This window comes from Streptomyces sp. NPDC002328, assembly GCF_042890065.1.
Lineage (GTDB): Bacteria > Actinomycetota > Actinomycetes > Streptomycetales > Streptomycetaceae > Streptomyces.
The window spans coordinates 126,366-145,120 of record NZ_JBIARQ010000012.1; the positions used below are offsets into that span (position 1 = coordinate 126,366).

Consider the following 18,755-nt stretch of genomic DNA (forward strand, 5'->3'; position numbering starts at 1 on the left):
GCCACCCCGTCCGAGGCGGTGTTGACGTACCCCGCGGGTCATGACTCACTGTGCGTACACCGGATACGCCAGGTGAACCGACGGCATCGCATCGTGGAGGTGGGTCCTGCCGCCACTGCTGCGCTACCCGACCGTGGACGAGCTCGCGGCCCGCGCCGCCGCGCTCGCCGCCCGCCGGCCCCGGCAGGCCCGGCTGCGCCGCGTCGGGACGTCCCGTGCGGGCACGCCCTTGTGGCTGCTCTCCGTCGGTCACGGCGCACGCCAGGCCCTCGTCGTCGCCGGGCCGCACGCCAACGAGCCCGTGGGCGGCGCCACCGTCCTGCGGCTGGCCGAGCGCGTCCTCGCCGACCCCCGGCTCACCGAGGGCGCCGACGCCACCTGGAACCTGCTGCTCTGCCTCGACCCGGACGGCCTGCGCCGCAACGAGGGCTGGCTGTCCGGCCCGTACACCCTCGGCCGCTACTTCCGGAACTTCTTCCGGCCCGGCTTCCTGGAGCAGCCCGAGTGGCTGCCCGAGGGCGCGGCGGCCGCCGCGCTTCCGGAGACCCGGGCGCTGCTCGCCCTCCAGGACGAGCTGAAACCGTTCTTCCAGTGCTCGCTGCACGGCGTCGACGTCGGCGGCGGCTTCGTGGAACTCACCCGCGACCTGCCCGGACTGTCCCGCCGCGTCGCGCACGCCGCCGCCCGCCTCGGCATCCCCCGGGAACTCGGCCCCTACGACACCCTGTACTGGCCCGGCCTCGGCCCCGCCGTCTACCGGATCCCGCCGCCCTGCCCCCGCGACCTGGCCGCCGCGATCACCGAGGCCGCCGTCGAGTCGACCTGGTACCACCCGCACCGGCACGGCACCGTGACCGCCGTCGTCGAGGCGCCCATGTGGGGCGTCGCCGCCGTCGAGGACGGCTCCCCGCCCGCCGACCGCGACACGGCGCTGCGCACGGTGAGCCGGACGCTGCGCCAGGACACCCGGGTCCTGGAACGCGTCCTCACGCGCGTGCGTCCCCACCTCCGTGACGTCCCCGACGCGGCGCGCATGCTCGCCCCGGTCGACGACTACCTGCTGGTCTGCCCCGGCCTCGCCGACGCCTGGGACCCCGACGCCGGCGACCCCGTCCGCCCCCTGCCGCCGCTCAGCAGCGCCCATCTGGCCGCCCTGCGCATCGCGGGCCGCCGGATCGCCGTGCGGACGGCGGGCCTGCTGCACCAGCTCGTCGCCCGCGCGGGGCACGACCCCGCCGGCGCGCTGCCGGAACTGGACGGGCTCATCGACGCCTGGTGCGCCGACTACCACGACGGCTGCGGGGCGCGCTGGATCCCCGTCGCCCGGCAGGTGGAGTACCAGGCGCGGGTCGTGCTCGCGGCGTTCGAACTGGCCGGACGGAGCGCGCCCGCCGCCGCACGAACGGGTGAGCCGGACTGGGGAAACGAGCCCGTCGTGCCGATGCACCGGGAATGAGGCACTTCCCCACACCGCTCCTGCTGTCGGCCCTCCCCGGCGCGGCCGCCGTCCTGCTCGCCATCGGCGCCGTCACCCCCGCCGAGGCCGGCATCCCCGGCAACTGGCTCCAGCTGACCGTCACCGAGGGCGACTCCCGCTCCAGCGACACCCGCGGCACGCTGCTGCTGTGCGACCCGCCCCAGGGCCACGCCCGCGCCGCCGAGGCCTGCGACCAGCTCACCGCCGCGAACGGCGACGTCGGCGCCGTACCGCCGAAGGCCGACACCGTCTGCTCCCTCGTCCACGCCCCGCTGACGGCCCGCGCCCACGGCCAGTGGAACGGCCGCCCTGTCACCTACGCGAAGACGTTCCCCAACGCGTGCGTGATGGGCGCGGAAACGGGCGCGATCTTCAGCCTGGACGACGAGCAGCTCCCGGACCTGGTGGTCCCGGGCCTGCCCCTGTAGCCGGGGACCCGCGCGACGGCGGCGCGGCACGCGCGGGCGGGCGGGCGGGTGGGCGGGCGCGACGGCACCGGCCCGCGCGCGGGGCCCCTTACCCCTCGCGCGCGTGCAACGCCGCCGCGACCACCGTGCGGGATTGGTGTTCGACCTGGTGTTCCAGGGGGACCCAGCGGGCGCGGAAGCGGTCGGTGAAGGCGTCGCTCCAGGTCTCGACGAGGTGTCCGAGATGGGGGGCGGCGTGGTCGTCGTGTTCGCGCAGGACCCGCCACAGCATCGCCGCGGCCCGCAGCGGCAGGCGGCGGGCGAAGGCGTCCACGCTGCCGACGTACGCCATCGTCGTGTCGGCCGGCGGGGTGTGGGTCCAGTCCGCGGCCAGGCCCGGCACCAGCTCCAGCGCCCAGCGGGCCGCCCTCAGCAGTGGCCCGTCGACTCCCTCCAGGCGCGGCAGCGCCTCCGCGAGCACTCGCTCCACCTCCAGCGCGTCCCGCAGCAGCCGGCTCGCCAGACGCCGTATCGCCGCGGCCGGCGCGGGGTGCGGCGCGGGGTCGTCCACCATGTCGCTCGCCCACATCGGCACCTCCACGACCGCCGTCAGGCCGCCCCAGCGGTGCGCGTGGTACCAGGTGCTGTGCCGGGCGTCGTCCGGCATGCTCGGGTAGGCCACGCTCGCCCCCGGCGGCGGCATCACGTGCACGCCGGGACCCGACGCGGGCCAGCCCGCCGCGTCCGAGGCGCCCGTCTCCACCGGGATGTGCAGCTGCGCCGCGGACTTGGCGAACGGTTCGGCCAGACCCGGTATGTCCTTCGTCAACTGCACCCAGCTGCCGCCCAGTTCGGTGCCGTGCAGCGTCACCTGGAGGTAGGGCCGCAACTCGTCGATCACGCGGGTCAACACCCGTGTCTCGGGCGGCAGTCGGTCGGGCGGGAGCACGGCGGGCGACCACTCCGGCTGCTCCGGGCCCGCCGGCCGGAAGAAGCCCCGGTGGTACTCCAGCAGACTGCGCGGCGCCGGGGCCCTGTGCAGGCTCGCTCCGTCGGGGTCCGCGCACAGCAGGAAGTGCCAGGACGTACCGTCCCGCAACTCCCGCTCGTGCAGCACCCGTTCGGCGACCGCGAGGAGCGTCGGACCGCCCGTCGGCTCGTTCGCGTGGGCCCCCGCGACGACCAGCACGGCCCGCCGGGCATGCCCCACGGACAGCAGGTGCAGGGGGCGGCCGGCCCGGGAGGAGCCCACCTGCCGCAGCGCGCACAGCCCCGGCCGGAGTGCGGCCAACGCCCGTGCGGAGGAGGTCAGTTCGGTCACAGTGGGGTAGCGCTGCTCCGGCAGGAGACTCACCCCCGTCATGTCCGCCCGGCCTTCGCATCCGCAGTACCCCACGGACTCCGAGCCCTGTCAAGGACGCGTCGGGGAGCCTCCAGGGGGCTTCCAGAAGCACACGAGCCGGACCCCGAACACACGTCCGCCCAACGGTGCGCACGGGGCCGCCGAACGGCTCGCTCCACCCCCTCCGCCAGCACCGCCGGTCCGCTCGGTCCGCCGTCTTCGGCAGCACTGCCGGTCCGCTCGGTCCGCCGTCTTCGGCAGCACCGCCGTGCCGCTCAGTCCACCCGCTCCAGCAGCGCCGCCGGCAGCCGTTCGAACAGCTCCTCCACGTGCGCGTGCCCTGTGAACTCCCGCCCGGTAGACAGGACATCGGCCCACCGCCCCGGCGGCAGCGTCAGCCGGGTGCCGCGCCAGCCGCCCGCCTCCGCCAGCCGCAGCGACAGCCGGGTCACCGCCGTGACCGTCCGCCCGGAGCGCGCGAACGCCAGGCAGTGGTCCGCGGCCGGGCCCTCGGCCGGCAGCGCCTCGTACGTCGCCGACACACCGAAGACGTCCGGCAGCCGCCGCCGCAGCCGCAGCGCCGCCGCGGTCACCTCGGCCTTGACGCCCGGACCGTCCGGCGGGAAGCGGACGGGACGCCGGTTGTCCGGGTCCACCAGCGCCAGATACTCGTCCTCCGTGCCCTGGTAGACGTCCGGCACGCCCGGCATCGTCAGGTGCACCAGCGCCGTGCCCAGCACGTTCGCCCGGATGTGCGGGTCCAGCGCGGCGCGCAGCGCGGCCACCCGCTCGCCCGGCGGCCCGCACGGCCCCGCCGCGACGAACGCCGCCACCGCCTCCTCGTACGGCGGCTCCTGCTCCGTCCAGCTCGTGTAGAGCCCCGCCTCGCGCACATGCTTGAGCAGCGCCTCCCGCACCCGCTCCACGGCCGCCGGGCCGAGCCCGAACACCGTCTGCCAGGCCGCCCACGCCACCTGCCCGTCGGGCACGGTCACCTCCGCGTGCGTGACCTGCTCCAGCACCCGCGCCCAGCGCCCCGGGCACTCCGTGAGAACGGCCAGCGCGGCCCGTACGTCCGCGCTGCGCTTGGTGTCGTGCGTCGACACCACCGTCCCGCCGGCCGGCCAGTCACGCTGCACGCGCGCGCAGTAGGCGTGGAAGTCGGCCGGGGACACGCCCTGCCGCCCCGGATCGCCGCCCACCTCGTTCGCCGCCAGCAGCGGCACGTACCGGTAGAACGCCGTGTCCTCCACCGACTTGGCCCGCAGCGCGGACGCCGTCTGCGCGAACCGCGTCCGGAACTCCACGGCCGCCGGCCCCTCGCCCCGCCCCAGCACCAGCGCGCGCACCACGTCCACCGCGCCCGCCTCCTCGGGTACGACGAAGGCCCGCCGCGCCTCCTCGGCCGCCTCCTCCGTGACGACGGCGGCTGCGTCGCCCGAGGTGTAGGGCCGGTAGACCTCCATCCGCACCAGCAGCTCCACCAGCGCCGTGCGCAGCGCCCAGGGCGCGCGGTCGCGCAGCGCCGGGTCGGGGGAGGCGGCGCACACGCGGACCGCCGTCCGGGTCAACCGGTCCAGCTCGGTGGCCAGTTCGTGCGAGAGCACCGCGTAGGCCGCCCGCCGCGCGGTCGCCGCCCAGTCGCCGCCCCGGTCCGTCTGCGGGGCGGCGAAACGGCGGTAGAGGGCCAGCAGCTCCCCGGCGCCTCCGGCGTCCGTGAACAGGCCGTCGACCTGGCGCAGGGCGTCGTAGCCGGTGGTGCCGGCGACCGGCCAGGCGTCCGGGAGGCGCTCCCCGTCCGCGAGGATCTTCTCGACGACCGTCCAGCGGCCCCCGCTCGCCTGGTCCAGCCGCGCCAGGTACCCGTCGGGGTCGGCGAGGCCGTCGGGGTGGTCGACGCGCAGTCCGTCCACCACGCCCTCGTGCAGCAGCTGGAGGATCTTGGCGTGCGTGGCCTCGAAGACCTCGGGGTCCTCCACCCGCACCCCGATCAGCTCCGAGATGCTGAAGAACCGCCGGTAGTTCAGCTCGGTCCTGGCCAGCCGCCACCACACCGGCCGGTACCACTGCGCGTCCAGCAACTGCGGCAGGGGCAGCTCCGCGGTGCCCTCACGCAGCGGGAAGACATGGTCGTAGTAGCGCAGCAGGTCCCCGTCGACGCGCAGCTCGTCCAGCACGTCGCCGAGCGGCCCGCCGAGCACCGGCAGCAGCACCTGACCGCCCTGCGCCTCCCAGTCGACGTCGAACCAGCGCGCGTACGGCGACTTCGGGCCCTCCCGCAGCAGCTCCCACAGGGCGCGGTTGTGGGCGGGGGCCATGGCCATGTGGTTGGGGACGATGTCCACGACCAGCCCGAGCCCGCGCTCCCGCGCGGTGCGCGCGAGCGCCCGCAGGCCCTCCTCGCCGCCCAACTCCTCGCGCACGCGCGCGTGGTCCACGACGTCGTACCCGTGCGACGAGCCCGGCACCGCCTCCAGGACGGGCGACAGATGCAGATGCGACACGCCGAGCGAGGCCAGATACGGCACGGCCGCCGCGGCGGCGGCGAACGGGAACCGCGGCTGGAGCTGAAGCCGGTAGGTGGCCGTGGGCACGACGGGTCCGAGACGCTCAGAGCTCATGCAGACCTACGTACCCGCCCAGCCCCCTTTCCTGTCACCACCCGCCCGTTTACCGTCACCCTCCGCCCACCGGACCCCCGCATGTCCCCGTCACCCCACCGGCCGGGCGACGGGCGGTGGGGTGACGGGCACGGCCGGGCTCAGGCCGGGCGTTGCAGGACCGTCATGCTGCGGTCGGGGAGGGTCAGACGGTCGCCGGCGGTCACCTTCGCGCCTTCGCCCCGGGCCACCGCCTCCGGGTTCGCCGTGTCCACGACCACCTGCCACTGGCGGCCGTGGTCGACCGGCACCACGAACTCCAGCGGACGCGGCGAGGCGTTGAACATCAGCAGGAAGGAGTCGTCGGCGATCCGCTCCCCGCGCGCCCCGGGCTCCGAGATCGCGTTGCCGTTGAGGAACACCGTCAGCGCCGACGCCTGCGCGGAGTTCCAGTCCCGCTGCGCCATCTCCTTGCCCTCGGGCGTGAACCACGCGATGTCCGACAGATCGTCGTGGGTGCCCTCCACGGGCCGGCCGTGGAAGAAGCGCCGCCGCCGGAACACGGGGTGCTCCTTGCGCAGCCGCACCACCGCGCGCGTGAACTCGAGCAGCTCGCTGCGGTCCTCGCCCGGGTCGGGCCACTCCACCCAGGCCAGCTCGCTGTCCTGGCAGTAGGCGTTGTTGTTGCCGTGCTGCGTGCGCCCCACCTCGTCCCCGTGGCTGATCATCGGCACGCCCTGGGACAGCATCAGCGTGGCGAGGAAGTTCCGCGTCTGCCGCGCGCGCAGCGCCAGCACGTCCGGGTCGTCGGTCTCGCCCTCGGCACCGCAGTTCCAGGACCGGTTGTGGCTCTCGCCGTCCCGGTTGTCCTCGCCGTTGGCGTCGTTGTGCTTCTCGTTGTACGACACCAGGTCGTGCAGGGTGAACCCGTCGTGGCAGGTCACGAAGTTGATCGAGGCCAGCGGACGGCGCCCGTCGTCCTGGTAGAGGTCGGAGGAGCCGGTCAGCCGGGAGGCGAACTCCGCGAGCGTGCGCGGCTCGCCCCGCCACAGGTCCCGCACGGTGTCCCGGTACTTGCCGTTCCACTCGGTCCACAGCGGCGGGAAGTTCCCCACCTGGTAGCCGCCCTCGCCGACGTCCCACGGCTCGGCGATCAGCTTCACCTGGGAGACGATCGGGTCCTGCTGCACCAGGTCGAAGAACGACGACAGCCGGTCCACCTCGTGGAACTGCCGGGCCAGGGTCGCCGCCAGGTCGAAGCGGAACCCGTCGACGTGCATGTCCGTCACCCAGTACCGCAACGAGTCCATGATCAGCTGGAGCACGTGCGGGGACCGCATGAGCAGCGAGTTCCCGGTCCCGGTGGTGTCCATGTAGTAGCGGGGGTCGTCGGCCAGCCGGTAGTACTGCGGATTGTCCAGGCCCCGGAAGGACAGCGTCGGACCCAGGTGGTTGCCCTCGGCGGTGTGGTTGTAGACCACGTCGAGGATGACCTCGATGCCCGCCTCGTGCAGCGCCCGCACCGCCGACTTGAACTCCAGCACCTGCTGCCCGCGGTCGCCCCAGGAGGCGTAGGCGTTGTGCGGGGCGAAGAAGCCGATCGTGTTGTAGCCCCAGTAGTTGTTGAGGCCCATCTCGACCAGACGGTGATCGTTGACGAACTGGTGTACGGGCATCAGCTCCAGCGCCGTGACGCCCAGCTCGGTCAGGTGTTCGAGGATCGCCGGGTGCGCGAGGGCCGCGTAGGTGCCGCGCAGCTCCTCCGGCAGCCCCGGATGCCGCATCGTGAGGCCCTTCACGTGCGCCTCGTAGATCACCGTGTGGTGGTACTCGGTGCGCGGGCTGCGGTCGTCGCCCCAGTCGAAGTAGGGGTTGACCACGACCGAGGTCATCGTGTGCGGCGCCGAGTCGAGGTCGTTGCGCCGTTCGGGGGAGCCGAAGTGGTAGCCGTACACCTCCTCGCCCCAGCGGACCTGGCCGCTGACGGCCTTCGCGTACGGGTCGAGCAGCAGCTTCGCCGAGTTGCAGCGCAGCCCGCGCTCGGGCGCGTGCGGGCCGTGCACGCGGAAGCCGTAGCGCTGCCCCGGCATGATGCCCGGCAGGTACGCGTGCCGCACGAACGCGTCGCTCTCCCGCAGTTCCACCGCCGTCTCCGAGCCGTCGTCGTGCAGCAGACACAGCTCTACTCGGTCCGCGGCCTCCGTGAAGACCGCGAAGTTCGTGCCGGCGCCGTCGTACGTGGCGCCGAGGGGATATGCCTCTCCAGGCCAGACCTGCATGGATACGACTCTTTCAGGTGTGCCGCCCCGCTGGGGGTGCCTTGGCATCGAGTCTCCCGGAAAGTGAGGGAACCACCTGTGGCTTACGCACCTCTTACCCGCCGATCGGCGCATACGCCGCCCAGTGGCGTTTGTCGTACCCGGTGGTCAGCCCGCCCGCCGACGGACGACCGCGCGCGCCCTCGCGGGCGGGAACGGACGCCCTCGCGCAAGCAGTTGAGAAACGACCTGTCCATCCGGCTGCACCGCCGACCGCTCCCGGAGTACCCTTCCTTGATCGTTGGCAGATGGTAGGGAAAAAACGCTGGAACGGGGATGCCCGGGTAGGCGGAAGGCGGTGCGCGGGTGGGCTCGGGAGGGCTGGAGCTGCCCCCTGGTGACGAGGGTCACGAGGGAGGCTCCTCCACAGACGTCCCGCCCGGCACGGTGTCCCTGGCCCGGCCGATGGAGGGCGCCATCGGGCCGGAGCTGGACTGGGACGCGGAGGCCTGGTGCGAGGTCCGCACCCGCGCCCAGCGGGCCGGCCGGGCCTACATCTGGCTGAACCTCGTCGAACAGCGGCTGCGCGCCGTCGTGTCGGCCGTGCTGCGGCCCATCTACGAACCCGTCCACGGCGACGAGTGGGTGGTCGCCGCGGCCGGCCCCGCCGGACAGGAGTGGGTGCAGCGCGCCGTCGCCGTGCGCGAGGTCAGCCGCCGCAAGGGCTATCTGCTCGACCCGGCCGACGACAACGTCATCTCCTTCCTCACGCTGCCGCAGCTGCGCGAGCTGATGGTGCAGCACTGGCCCTGCTTCGAGCCGTACCTCGACGACCGGCGCGACGTCGAACTCGCCCTGGACGAGCTGGAGGTGACCCGCAACGTCGTCTCCCGCAACCGGGCGCTGTCCGAAGCGGTCCTGGGCCAGGCCGAACGCGCCTCGGCGCGGCTGCTGGAGACCCTCGGCACCGGCGGCGACGTCCCCTCCGCCCGCCGGCTGCCCGTGGACGCGGTCGAGGACCTCGTCGGCGAGCGGTACGCGGACGTGGTCGCCGTCCACCCCGACCGGGTGCGGCTGATGCGGCAGTTCCCCGCCGAGGACATCTTCGACGGCGCGCGCCGGCTCGACGCGATCGGCATCGGCCTCAACCTGCTCGTGCAGAACTTCTCCGGGCGGCGGCTGATCCGGCTCGCCGAGGCCGGCGCCCGGGTGCGGCTGCTGTTCATCAACCCGGCCTCCAGCGCGGTGAAGCGCCGCGAACGCGAACTTGGCATGAAACGCGGCGAGTTGAGCCGGTCCGTGGAGATGAACATCCTGCACATGCGCAGGGTCCGCTCCCGGCTGCGCGACCCGGGCGCGTTCCAGATCCAGGTGTACGACGAGACGCCTCGCTTCACCGCCTACCTGGTCGACGGTGACGGCACCGACGGCATAGCGGTCGTGCAGTCGTATCTGCGGCGCATGCGCGGGATGGAGGCTCCGGTGCTGGTGCTGCGCAACGGCAGCCGGGTGGTCAAGTCGGGCGAGGCGGACGAAGGCGGGCTTTTCGGTGCCTATCGCGAGGAGTTCGAGCTCGCCTGGGCGGATTCGCGGCCGGTGTCCTGAACTGCCCGGTTCCTCCTGTGAGTCCACCGGGTAAGCGGAACGCGCTCCTCTGATTGTCAGTGGTGCATGCGAAGGTGGAAACCACTGGGGGAATGCACCACCGAGAAGGGGGGCCACCATGGCCTGGCACCGAGAGCTGCTCATCGGCTTCGACCTGGAGACGACCGGGACGGATCCGCGCGAGGCGCGCATCGTCACAGCGGCCGTGATCGAGGTCAAGGGCGGGCAGGTCCTGGGCCGCCGGGAGTGGCTGGCCGATCCGGGCGTGGAGATCCCGGCGGACGCGGTCGCGGTCCACGGGATCAGCAACGAACGGGCGGCGTCCGAGGGCCGGCCGGCCGACGAGGTCGCCGACGCCCTCGCCGACGTCCTCGTGGCGTACTGGAAGACGGGCGTGCCCGTCGTCGCCTACAACGCCGCCTTCGACCTCACCCTCCTCTCCGCCGAACTGCGGCGGCACTCCCTGCCGTCGCTGCGCGAGCGGCTGGGCGGCCGGGCCCCGGCCCCGGTCGTCGACCCCTACACCATCGACCGCTGGGCCGACCGCTACCGCCGGGGAAAACGCAACCTCGAAGCGGTCTGCGCCGAGTACGGCATCGTCCTCGGCACGGCGCACGACGCCTGCGCCGACGCCCTCGCCGCGGCCCGGCTGGCCTGCGCGATAGCCGAGCGCCACCCCAAGGTCGCCGCCCTCGGCCCGGCCGAGCTGCACCGCCGGCAGATCGAGTGGTACGCCGAGTGGGCCGCCGATTTCCAGGACTTCCTGCGCCGCAAGGGCGACGCGCAGGCGGTGGTCGACGGGACCTGGCCGGTGCGGGAACCGGCGGACGAACCGGTCTGAGCGGCCTCGCCCCCGCGCGGGGCGGGCCCGGTCAGAAGGGGTGCCAGCGCACCGACTCGTCCCCGTCCCGCAGCGACGCCACCCGGCGCTCGAACTCCTTCAGCGCCCCGGGGCTGCTCGGCGCGTGCTGGGCGACCCACGCGCAGCTCGCCGTCTCCCGCGCGCCGCGCAGCACACCGCAGCCCTCCCACTCCCGCACGTCCCAGCCGTACGCCCGGGTGAAGGAGTCATAGGCGTCGGCGGGCAGTCCGTAGCGGTCGCGGGAGAGGGCCATGACGACCAGGTCGTGCTCGCGCAGGTCGACGGAGAAGGTCTCCAGGTCGACCAGGACCGGGCCGTCCGGGCCGATGTGCACATTGCGGGGCAGGGCGTCGCCGTGGACGGGGCCGCGCGGCAGCCGCGGGGTGAGCGCGGCGGCGGCCGTCGCGAAGCCGTCGCGGCGCGCGCGCAGGAACGCCGCGTCCGCGGGATCGACCGCGTCGCCCGCGAGCCGCAGCCAGCGCTCCACGCCGGCCAGCAGATCGCGCGGGGGCAGGGCGAAGGAGGGGGCGGGCAGGGCGTGCACGAGGCGCAGGAGTTCGGCCAGATCCCGCGGCTCGGCGGGCCGCACCGGGTCGGGCAGCCGGCGCCACACCGTCACCGGGTGTCCCTCGACCAGCCGTGCCTTCGGTTCGGCCGACCGGACGGCGGGGACGCCGGTCTCCTCCAGCCAGGCCGCGACGTCCAGCTCGCGCCGGGCGCGGTCGAGGAGTTCGGCGTCGCGGCCCACCTTCACCACCAGGGGACCTGCGGCGAACACCGCGTTCTCGCCCAGCGCGAGGAGCCGCGCGTCCCCGGCCGGGCCGGGCAGCACGCCCGCCGCGGCCAGTACGTCCCGCGCCCGTGCCTCGTCCATGGTCCGCCTCCGTGTCGCTTCCCGGCCCGCCGTCCGGATGACGCCGGGATTCGGCCATCCGACGGCCAGTCTCGCATTCGTACAGGTCGGACCGTGTGCGCGGTGCCTTGACGGCGCACGGCGGCTTCACGACCATGGCGGGGCCCGCCGCAGCCGCCGGGAAGGGGGGACCGCTCCGTGTCGTCACCGAGGGCCGGTCGGCCCGGGGCCTGGTTCCTGGTGCTGCCGGCGCTGATCCCGATCCTGGTGCTGAGCGTCGGCCCGCTGCTGTACGGGATCCTGCTCGCCTTCACCGACGCCCAGTCGGGCCGCACCGAGCCCACCCGCTGGATCGGCGCTCTCAACTTCCGGGACCTGTGGCACGACACCCTGTTCTGGGAGTCGTTCCGCATCGGCCTGGTCTGGGCGGTCGGGGTGACCGTCCCGCAGTTCGTGCTCGCCCTCGGCCTCGCACTGCTGCTGAACGCCGAGTTACGGCTGCGGTGGCTGGCCCGCGCCCTGGCGATCGTCCCGTGGGCGATGCCCGAGGTCGTCGTCGGCGTCATGTGGCGGCTCGTCTACAACCCGGACGCCGGCGTCCTCAACGAGACGCTGCGGGACCTCGGGCTGGGCGACGGGCGGGACTGGCTCAGCGGCCTCGCCACCGCCCTGCCCGCGGTGATCGTCGTCGGCGTCTGGGCGGGGATGCCGCAGACGACCGTCGCCCTGCTCGCCGGCCTCCAGAACACCCCGCGCGAACTGCACGAGGCCGCCGCCGTGGACGGCGCGGGCGCCTGGCGTCGCTTCCGCACGGTCACCTGGCCGGCCCTGCGCCCCGTCGCCCTCGCGATCACCGCCCTCAACTTCATCTGGAACGTCAACTCCTTCGCCCTGGTCTATGTCCTGACCAACGGCGGACCGGGCGGCCGCACCCGGCTGCCGATGCTCTTCGCCTACGAAGAGGCCTTCACCTACGGCCAGTTCGGCTACGCGGCGGCGATGGGATGTGTGATGGTCGCGGTGATCTCGGTACTGCTCGCCCTGTTCCTCGTCGGCCGGCTCAGGGGAGGCGACCCGGCATGAGGACCAGCGCCGCGGGCCGGGCGGGCCAGTACCTGGCCCTGCTCGCCTATCTCGTCTTCCTCGCCTTCCCCTTCCTCTGGCTGCTCTCCACGGCCTTCAAGTCCCCCCGGGAACTGGGCAGTCTGCACCCCCGCTGGATCCCCGACGACCCCACCCTCGCCAACTTCCGGCAGGCCTTCGACGAACAGCCGCTGCTGCGCGCCGCGGGCAACTCCCTGCTCGCCGCCGCCGGGGCCGCGCTGATCGCCGTACTGATCGCGACGCCGTCGGCCTACGTCATGGCCCGCCGCCGCACCGCGCTCGCCCGCGCCGCGACCGGCTGGGTGGTGGTCAGCCAGGCCTTCCCGCTGGTGCTGGTGATCATCCCGCTGTTCCTGGTGCTGAAGAACCTGCGGCTCGTCGACAGCATGGCGGGGCTGATCATGGTGTACGTGGTGTGGGCCCTGCCGTTCGCGCTGTGGATGCTCGTCGGCTACGTCAGAGCCGTGCCCGTCGAGCTGGAGGAGGCGGCGGCCGTCGACGGGGCCGGGCGGCTGCGGACCCTGGTGTCGGTGACCGCGCCGCTGCTCGCGCCGGGGATCGTGGCCACGGGCCTCTTCGCGTTCGTCACCGCGTGGAACGAGTTCTTCTTCGCGCTGGTGCTGCTGAAGACGCCGGAGAAGCAGACCCTGCCGGTCGTCCTCACCCACTTCATCGGCGCGGAGGGCGTCGCCGACCTCGGGCCGCTGGCCGCCGCCGCGTTCCTCGCCACACTGCCCTCGCTCGTCGTCTTCGCGGTCGTCCAGCGGCGGATCACGGGCGGCATGCTCGCCGGGGCGGTGAAGAGCTGATGCGCGCCCGGTGGACCGTCCTCCTCGTCCTCGCCCTCCTCCTCGCCGGCTGCACGGACGGCGGCGCCTCGGACACGGGTCGGGTCACCCTGCGCTTCCAGTCCCTCGCCTGGCAGGAGGAGTCCGTCGAGGCCAACAAGGAGCTGGTCGCGGAGTGGAACGCCCGCCATCCCGACGTCGAGGTGGAGTACGTACAGAGAAGTTGGGACAGCGTCCACGACCAGCTCCTCACCTCCTTCGAGGGCGGCGAGGCCCCGGACGTCATCCACGACGCCGCCGACGACCTCGCCGACTTCGCCTACGGCGGCTACCTCGCCGACCTGACCGGCCTGCTGTCCGAGCGGCTCACGTCGGACATCCCGCAGACCGGTTGGGACACGGTGACCTTCGGCGACGGCGTGTACGGAGTGCCGTTCCTCCAGGAACCGCGTGTGCTGGTCGCGAACTCCGACCGGCTTGCGCGGTCCGGCGTCCGCGTCCCGACCCCCGAACGGCCGTGGAGCTGGCAGGAGTTCCGCGCCGTCACCGAGCGGCTCAGCGGCGACGGCCGGTACGGGGTCGCCTGGCCGCTGAAGGACCCCGTCTCCGCCACGCTCAACCTCTCCCTCTCGACGGGCGGCCGGCTCTTCCACCGGGGCGCCGACGGCAAGGTCACGGTCCGTTTCGAGGCGGGCGACGAGGTCGTGCCGCGCACCGTCCACGACCAGGTCGAGGGCGGCAGCGCCCCCGGCTCGCTGCTCGGCAGCGGCGGCTCGGACACCCTGCCCGGCTTCTTCGCCGGCAAGTACGCGATGGTCCCGCTCGGCTTCTCCTATCGCCAGCAGATCGCGCAGCAGGCGCCGGAGGGCTTCGACTGGCAGGTGCTGCCCGCCCCGGCCGGCGCGCAGGGCCTCGTCCAGGGCGTCAGCCCGCAGACCCTGTCCGTCGCCGAGGACAGCCCGCACAAGGAGGAGGCCGCCGCCTTCATCGACTTCCTGCTCCGGCCGCCGAACATGGTCCGGCTGGCCCTCGGCGACTGGATGCTGCCCACCGGCGCCCAGGCGCTCGCCGACCCCGCCCTGCACACCGCGGACAACGGCTGGGCCACCGGCGTCGCGCTCGCGGCGCAGCTGCGCCCGGCGCCCGCGCTCCCGGTGCGCGGCTACCGGGAGTGGAAGGACAAGGTGGCGACCCCGGCGTTCCAGGAGTACTACAGCGGCGCGATCGACCTCGACGAGCTGCGGCACCGCCTGGAGGAGGACGGCAATCTGGTGCTGGCCCGCTATCAGCGCTGAGCGCGCGCCTCCTGCCGGGGCCCGTGGGCCGGGGGCCGAGGGGTCGGGGGCGGCCGGGCTCAGGGGACGGCCGGGCTCAGGGGACGGCCGGGCCGGTCAGCAGCCGCCCCTTCTCGTCGTAGGGCCAGACGTTGGGCACGCAGCCCTTCATGCCCTTGATCTGCTGCATCATCGCGGGGGCGGGCTTTCCCGGGCCGGGGCAGCCGACGTGGCCATGGCCGAGGAAGTGGCCGACCTCGTGGTTGACGATCAGGGCGCGGTAGGCCGTCACGTCGTTCGCGTAGACGGGCGTCGCCAGGAGCCAGCGTCTGAGGTTGACCATCACGTTGTCGGCCACGTTGCAGTTGACCTCGCCGCCGGTGTCCAGCCCGAACTCACCGCAGATCTTGTCCACGGTCCCCGGTGTGGCGACCCGCACGACGAAGTCGGTGGCGCCGCTCGACACCCGCTCGAACGCCGAGCGGCCGTCCGCCGTCCAGCCGCGCCGGTCGGCGAGGATGCCCTCCACCTGCTCGGCGACGTCCGGGGCGGACAGCGCGAGGCCGTTCTCGACCTCGACCCGGTAGCGCAGGACCTTTCCCTTCCCCGTCTTGGCGCTCCCGCCGGGCGCGACGGCGAAGGTGCCGGGGCCGGTGGACGGGATGTCGGGCGCGGTGGAGGAACCGCCGGAACCGGCCGACGGATCAGGGGAGTCGCCGGCGGACGAGCCGACAGGAGGGGCGGCGGGCGAGCCGACGGACGAACCGGCCGGCGGGGCCGCCGGGGCGCCGGACGAGGAGGCCGGGCCGGACGGGGAGGCGTCGGGAGATAAACGGTCCGTGGGCCGCGCGGGGGCGGGCGGGACGGCTCGGCCCCCGGCCGTCTCCCCGTCGCCGTCCGTCCATCCCGCGACCGCGAACCCGCTGGCCCCGAGGACGGTGAGCGCGGCCAGACCCGCCCACAGCGGCCCTGTCCGACGCCGCCCGGAGGCGTGGGTGGGGCCACCCCGACGATGTCGGGTGCGGAAGGGATCTGTTCGGTGCGTGCTCATGGTCGTCCAGGTTGTGATCGGGATGTGATCGAATCTGGCCCGAATGATAACGAAGTAATAACGCCCGGCTGGCCATGGATCCATATGATCATCCGGTAACAGAGGTCCGAACGGGCCCCGGACGTACGGATACTGAGCCCATGCCACGCGTTCTGCTGATCGAAGACGACCGAGCCGTACGGGAAGGAGTCGCCCTCGCGCTGCGCCGACGCGGCCACGAGGTCGCCGTCGCCGGGACCGGCGAGGAGGGGCTCGACAGGCTGCGGTCGTTCCGGCCGGACGTCGTGGTGCTGGACCTGATGCTGCCCGGCATGCCCGGACTGGACGTGTGCCGCGCCATGCGCGCCCTCGACCAGACCCTGCCGATCGTCATGGCGACCGCGCGCGGCGACGACGAGGACATCGTCGTAGGGCTCGAAGCCGGGGCCGACGACTACGTGGTCAAACCCGTGCAGGCCCGCGTGCTGGAGGCGCGCATCCGGGCCGTGCTGCGCCGGGCCGCGGGGACGCCCGCCGACGGCGGAATCCCCAGGATCGACACCTACGGCGACCTGGCCGTCGACCGCGCCGGACTCTCCGTCGCCCTGCGCGGCGCGCCCGTCGCGCTCGCCCCCTCCGAACTGCGGCTGCTGCTCACCCTCTCCGCGGCGCCCGGCCAGGTGTTCAGCCGGCAGCAACTCCTGGAAGCGGTCTGGGAGCACAGCTACCACGGGGACGCCCGGCTGGTGGACGCCTGCGTCAAACGGCTGCGCTCCAAGATGGGCGAGCCGCCGCGCGAGCCCCGCTACATCCAGACCGTGCGCGGCTTCGGCTACCGGTTCGCGTCCGCGTCACTGTCACCGTCCCCGACCTCGTCTTCGTCCCCGACCTCGTCCCCGTCCGGCTCCCGAAGCGCCTCCCGGTGAGGCGGGCGCTGCCGGTCTCCCGTATACGGGTCCCCCAACTGCGCGGGCTGCGCGTCCGGTTGGTGGTGGCGTTCGCGCTCGTCGCCGCGCTCACCGCCGCCACCACCGGCTCGCTGACCTTCCGCGAGGCGCGCACCGGCGTGCTCCAGCAGAGCCAGGACACCGTGATCAGGTTGCTGCGCGAAGAGGTCGACGACATGGCCGTGGCCTTCGACCTCCCCCTGTCCGAGGACGAGTTGCAGGGCTTCGCGGCCGAGGTGGCCGCCGCCGACCCGGCCAGGACCTGGCGCGTCCTCATCGCCTACGGCGATCTGCGCGCCACCTCGACCCCCGGCGACCCGTTCCCGGAACTGACGCCCGCCCTGCGCGAGGCCGTGAACTCCCGTAGGGCGACCGTCTTCCAGCGGGTGAGGAGCGGCGAGCGCCCCGCCCTCGTCGTCGGCATGCCGGTCACCTACGCCGCGACCGGCGGGGCGGGCGCCATCGCCAGCGGCGTACAGGTCTACCTCACGGTGCCCCAGACCACGGAGGCGAAGTACGTCGACGCCCTGGTCGACGCGGTCGAACGGGCCGCCGTCCCCGCCCTGGCGCTGGCCGTGCTGCTCGCGCTGCTCGCTGCGCGCGGGGTGCTGCGGCCGGTGCGCGCGCTGCGCCACGCCACCCGCAGCATCGCCGAGGGGAGGCTGGACACCCGGCTCGCCGTGCACGGATCCGACGAACTCGCCGACCTGTCGCACACGTTCAACGAGACCGCCGCAGCGCTGGAGGGGTCCGTGGCCGAACTGCGCGGCATGGAGGCCCGGGCCCGCCGCTTCGCCGCGGACGTCTCGCACGAACTGCGCACGCCGCTGGCCGCCATGTCGGCGGTCACCGACGTCCTCGACGAGGACGCCGCCCGCCTCGACCCGGACACCGCCACCGCCGTCCGGCTGATCAGCCAGGAGACCGTCAAACTGGCCCGGCTGGTCGACGACTTGATGGAGATCTCCCGCTTCGACGCGGGCGCGGCCGTCCTCCACCTCGACGAGATCGACCTCGCCGAGTCGCTGCGCCGCACCCTCGCCGCCCGCGCCTGGACCGACCTGGTGGACACCGAACTCCCGCCGCCCGACGCCCTGCGCGCCCGCGTCGACCCACGCCGCCTCGACGTCGTCGTCGCCAACCTGGTCGGCAACGCCCTGCGGCACGGCGCCCGCCCCGTTCTCCTGCGCCTGGGCGAGGGCGAGGACCCGCGCGCCGGGCGGTCGGCGGTGATCGAGGTGCTGGACAGCGGGCCCGGCATCCCCGACACGGTCCTGCCGCACGTCTTCGAGCGCTTCTACAAGTCCGACGCCGCCCGCACCCGCACCGAGGGCAGCGGACTGGGCCTCGCCATCACCGCGGAGAACGTCCGCGTGCACGGCGGCGAGGTCCGCGCCGCCAACCGGCCCGAGGGCGGCGCCGTCTTCACCGTCGAACTCCCGCTGCGCGCGGACGACCTGCCCCAGGAGAACCGACCGTGAGAGCCCCGCGCCGAACCGCCCTGCTGTGCCTGCCCGTTCTGACCGCGCTCGCCTCCTGCGGCATCCCCACGACCGGCGTGGTGGAGGCGGGCCGACCCGCCGGCGGAGTGGAGCCGCGGGTGCGGATCTACCTCGTGCGGGACGGGGCCCTGTTCGACGTCCCTCGCAGGACCGCCCTGCCGATCGACGTGGAGTCGGCCGTCGACGCGCTGCTCCAGGGCCCAACCGACGACGAACGCGCCCAGCGCGTCACCACGTTCCTGCCGCTGACGGGCCTCCCGCCCACGCACACGGCCGCCCCCGCCCCGCTGCCCAGCATGGACGTGTCGTCCCTGTCCACGCCGGTCCCCGGGACGTCCGCCCAGGAGCGGGACCTCGTCCGGGTGAGGACGACGGCCGACCGGGTGACGATCGAACTCAACAAATTCGCAGGGCCGTTGAACGACCTCGCGGCCGCCCAGCTGATCTGCACCGCCCTCGCGGCACAGCGCGTCGCCGACCCGACGGCCGCGCCGAAGCCGGTGACCGTGGAGGACTCGGCCGGCCGCGGTGTCGAGGCGACGGAGGTGGACTGCCCGCCGGGATAGCCGCCCTCCACGCCCGGCGGCACAGCCGCCCTCCACGCGGGCCGATGGACATGCGTTGTGCAGTCATTGGCCATGCTCTCGTCATCGGCGTGCACAAAGGTCACACGGGTCCTGTCCGGCTCGACGCTCGCTCACGGCGG

Annotated in this window: 15 protein-coding genes; 10 read left to right on the top strand and 5 right to left on the bottom strand. The window is 73.8% G+C overall.

Going from position 1 to position 18,755, the window contains the following annotated elements:
- Positions 1-133 precede the first annotated feature (133 nt).
- Together ACFYX4_RS27195 and ACFYX4_RS27200 are read left to right on the top strand one after the other, a co-directional pair.
- Positions 134-1,456, top strand: coding sequence for a M14 family zinc carboxypeptidase (locus tag ACFYX4_RS27195; RefSeq protein ID WP_389338682.1), 1,323 nt, complete (start codon positions 134-136; stop codon positions 1,454-1,456).
- A complete protein-coding gene (locus ACFYX4_RS27200; RefSeq protein WP_389338685.1) occupies positions 1,453-1,905 on the top strand; it encodes an SSI family serine proteinase inhibitor in 453 nt (150 codons plus the stop codon). The genes ACFYX4_RS27195 and ACFYX4_RS27200 overlap by 4 nt, the downstream gene beginning before the upstream one ends.
- Before the next feature lie 88 nt (positions 1,906-1,993).
- Here ACFYX4_RS27200 and ACFYX4_RS27205 read toward each other — a convergent pair whose 3' ends face one another.
- From ACFYX4_RS27205 to glgX, 3 genes are all read right to left on the bottom strand, one after another.
- Complete coding sequence (locus ACFYX4_RS27205; protein WP_389339003.1) at positions 1,994-3,238, bottom strand: M14 family zinc carboxypeptidase; 1,245 nt, start codon at positions 3,236-3,238, stop codon at positions 1,994-1,996.
- A 263-nt stretch (positions 3,239-3,501) separates the two neighbouring features.
- A complete protein-coding gene (gene treY / locus ACFYX4_RS27210; RefSeq protein WP_389338687.1) occupies positions 3,502-5,847 on the bottom strand; it encodes a malto-oligosyltrehalose synthase in 2,346 nt (781 codons plus the stop codon).
- Positions 5,848-5,987: 140 nt separating this feature from the next.
- The gene (gene glgX / locus ACFYX4_RS27215; protein ID WP_389338690.1) at positions 5,988-8,105 is read right to left on the bottom strand and encodes a glycogen debranching protein GlgX; all 2,118 of its coding nucleotides are present in this window, start codon (positions 8,103-8,105) and stop codon (positions 5,988-5,990) included.
- Between the two features lie 345 nt (positions 8,106-8,450).
- On the opposite strand from glgX, the gene ACFYX4_RS27220 reads away from it, so the two are divergent.
- Entirely contained in the window at positions 8,451-9,689 is a 1,239-nt protein-coding gene (locus tag ACFYX4_RS27220; protein WP_389338693.1) for an SAV2148 family HEPN domain-containing protein, read from the top strand.
- Between the two features lie 118 nt (positions 9,690-9,807).
- Complete coding sequence (locus tag ACFYX4_RS27225; protein ID WP_389338696.1) at positions 9,808-10,530, top strand: 3'-5' exonuclease; 723 nt, start codon at positions 9,808-9,810, stop codon at positions 10,528-10,530.
- Between the two features lie 31 nt (positions 10,531-10,561).
- Here ACFYX4_RS27225 and ACFYX4_RS27230 read toward each other — a convergent pair whose 3' ends face one another.
- Complete coding sequence (locus ACFYX4_RS27230) at positions 10,562-11,425, bottom strand: phosphotransferase enzyme family protein (protein WP_389338699.1); 864 nt, start codon at positions 11,423-11,425, stop codon at positions 10,562-10,564.
- Between the two features lie 177 nt (positions 11,426-11,602).
- Here ACFYX4_RS27230 and ACFYX4_RS27235 point away from each other — a divergent pair, with 177 nt between their 5' ends.
- From ACFYX4_RS27235 to ACFYX4_RS27245, 3 genes are read left to right on the top strand one after another with little or no spacing between them, the layout of a single operon-like run.
- Complete coding sequence (locus ACFYX4_RS27235; RefSeq protein WP_389338702.1) at positions 11,603-12,487, top strand: carbohydrate ABC transporter permease; 885 nt, start codon at positions 11,603-11,605, stop codon at positions 12,485-12,487.
- Complete coding sequence (locus ACFYX4_RS27240) at positions 12,484-13,317, top strand: carbohydrate ABC transporter permease (protein ID WP_389338705.1); 834 nt, start codon at positions 12,484-12,486, stop codon at positions 13,315-13,317. Before ACFYX4_RS27235 ends, ACFYX4_RS27240 begins: the two co-directional genes overlap by 4 nt.
- Positions 13,317-14,591, top strand: coding sequence for an ABC transporter substrate-binding protein (locus ACFYX4_RS27245; protein ID WP_389338709.1), 1,275 nt, complete (start codon positions 13,317-13,319; stop codon positions 14,589-14,591). The genes ACFYX4_RS27240 and ACFYX4_RS27245 overlap by 1 nt, the downstream gene beginning before the upstream one ends.
- A gap of 76 nt (positions 14,592-14,667) precedes the next feature.
- Here the strand turns inward: ACFYX4_RS27245 and ACFYX4_RS27250 are convergent, their stop codons facing one another.
- A complete protein-coding gene (locus ACFYX4_RS27250; protein WP_389338712.1) occupies positions 14,668-15,621 on the bottom strand; it encodes a DUF3152 domain-containing protein in 954 nt (317 codons plus the stop codon).
- 140 nt (positions 15,622-15,761) lie between these two features.
- Between ACFYX4_RS27250 and ACFYX4_RS27255 the strand changes: the two genes are divergently transcribed.
- From ACFYX4_RS27255 to ACFYX4_RS27265, 3 genes are read left to right on the top strand one after another with little or no spacing between them, the layout of a single operon-like run.
- Positions 15,762-16,526: a response regulator gene (locus tag ACFYX4_RS27255; RefSeq protein ID WP_389338715.1), complete on the top strand. Its 765-nt coding sequence runs from the start codon at positions 15,762-15,764 to the stop codon at positions 16,524-16,526.
- A gap of 23 nt (positions 16,527-16,549) precedes the next feature.
- Positions 16,550-18,028, top strand: a complete 1,479-nt coding sequence (locus ACFYX4_RS27260; protein WP_389339005.1) for a sensor histidine kinase — start codon at positions 16,550-16,552, stop codon at positions 18,026-18,028.
- Positions 18,025-18,615, top strand: coding sequence for a hypothetical protein (locus ACFYX4_RS27265; protein WP_389338718.1), 591 nt, complete (start codon positions 18,025-18,027; stop codon positions 18,613-18,615). Before ACFYX4_RS27260 ends, ACFYX4_RS27265 begins: the two co-directional genes overlap by 4 nt.
- Positions 18,616-18,755: the final 140 nt, after the last annotated feature.

Coding starts and splice junctions, on each gene's coding strand:
- ACFYX4_RS27250 (WP_389338712.1), bottom strand. CDS start 15,621: ATGAGCACGCACCGAACAGATCCCTTCCGCACCCGACATCGTCGGGGT.
- ACFYX4_RS27240 (WP_389338705.1), top strand. CDS start 12,484: ATGAGGACCAGCGCCGCGGGCCGGGCGGGCCAGTACCTGGCCCTGCTC.
- glgX (WP_389338690.1), bottom strand. CDS start 8,105: ATGCAGGTCTGGCCTGGAGAGGCATATCCCCTCGGCGCCACGTACGAC.
- ACFYX4_RS27200 (WP_389338685.1), top strand. CDS start 1,453: ATGAGGCACTTCCCCACACCGCTCCTGCTGTCGGCCCTCCCCGGCGCG.
- ACFYX4_RS27245 (WP_389338709.1), top strand. CDS start 13,317: ATGCGCGCCCGGTGGACCGTCCTCCTCGTCCTCGCCCTCCTCCTCGCC.
- treY (WP_389338687.1), bottom strand. CDS start 5,847: ATGAGCTCTGAGCGTCTCGGACCCGTCGTGCCCACGGCCACCTACCGG.
- ACFYX4_RS27255 (WP_389338715.1), top strand. CDS start 15,762: ATGCCACGCGTTCTGCTGATCGAAGACGACCGAGCCGTACGGGAAGGA.
- ACFYX4_RS27225 (WP_389338696.1), top strand. CDS start 9,808: ATGGCCTGGCACCGAGAGCTGCTCATCGGCTTCGACCTGGAGACGACC.
- ACFYX4_RS27230 (WP_389338699.1), bottom strand. CDS start 11,425: ATGGACGAGGCACGGGCGCGGGACGTACTGGCCGCGGCGGGCGTGCTG.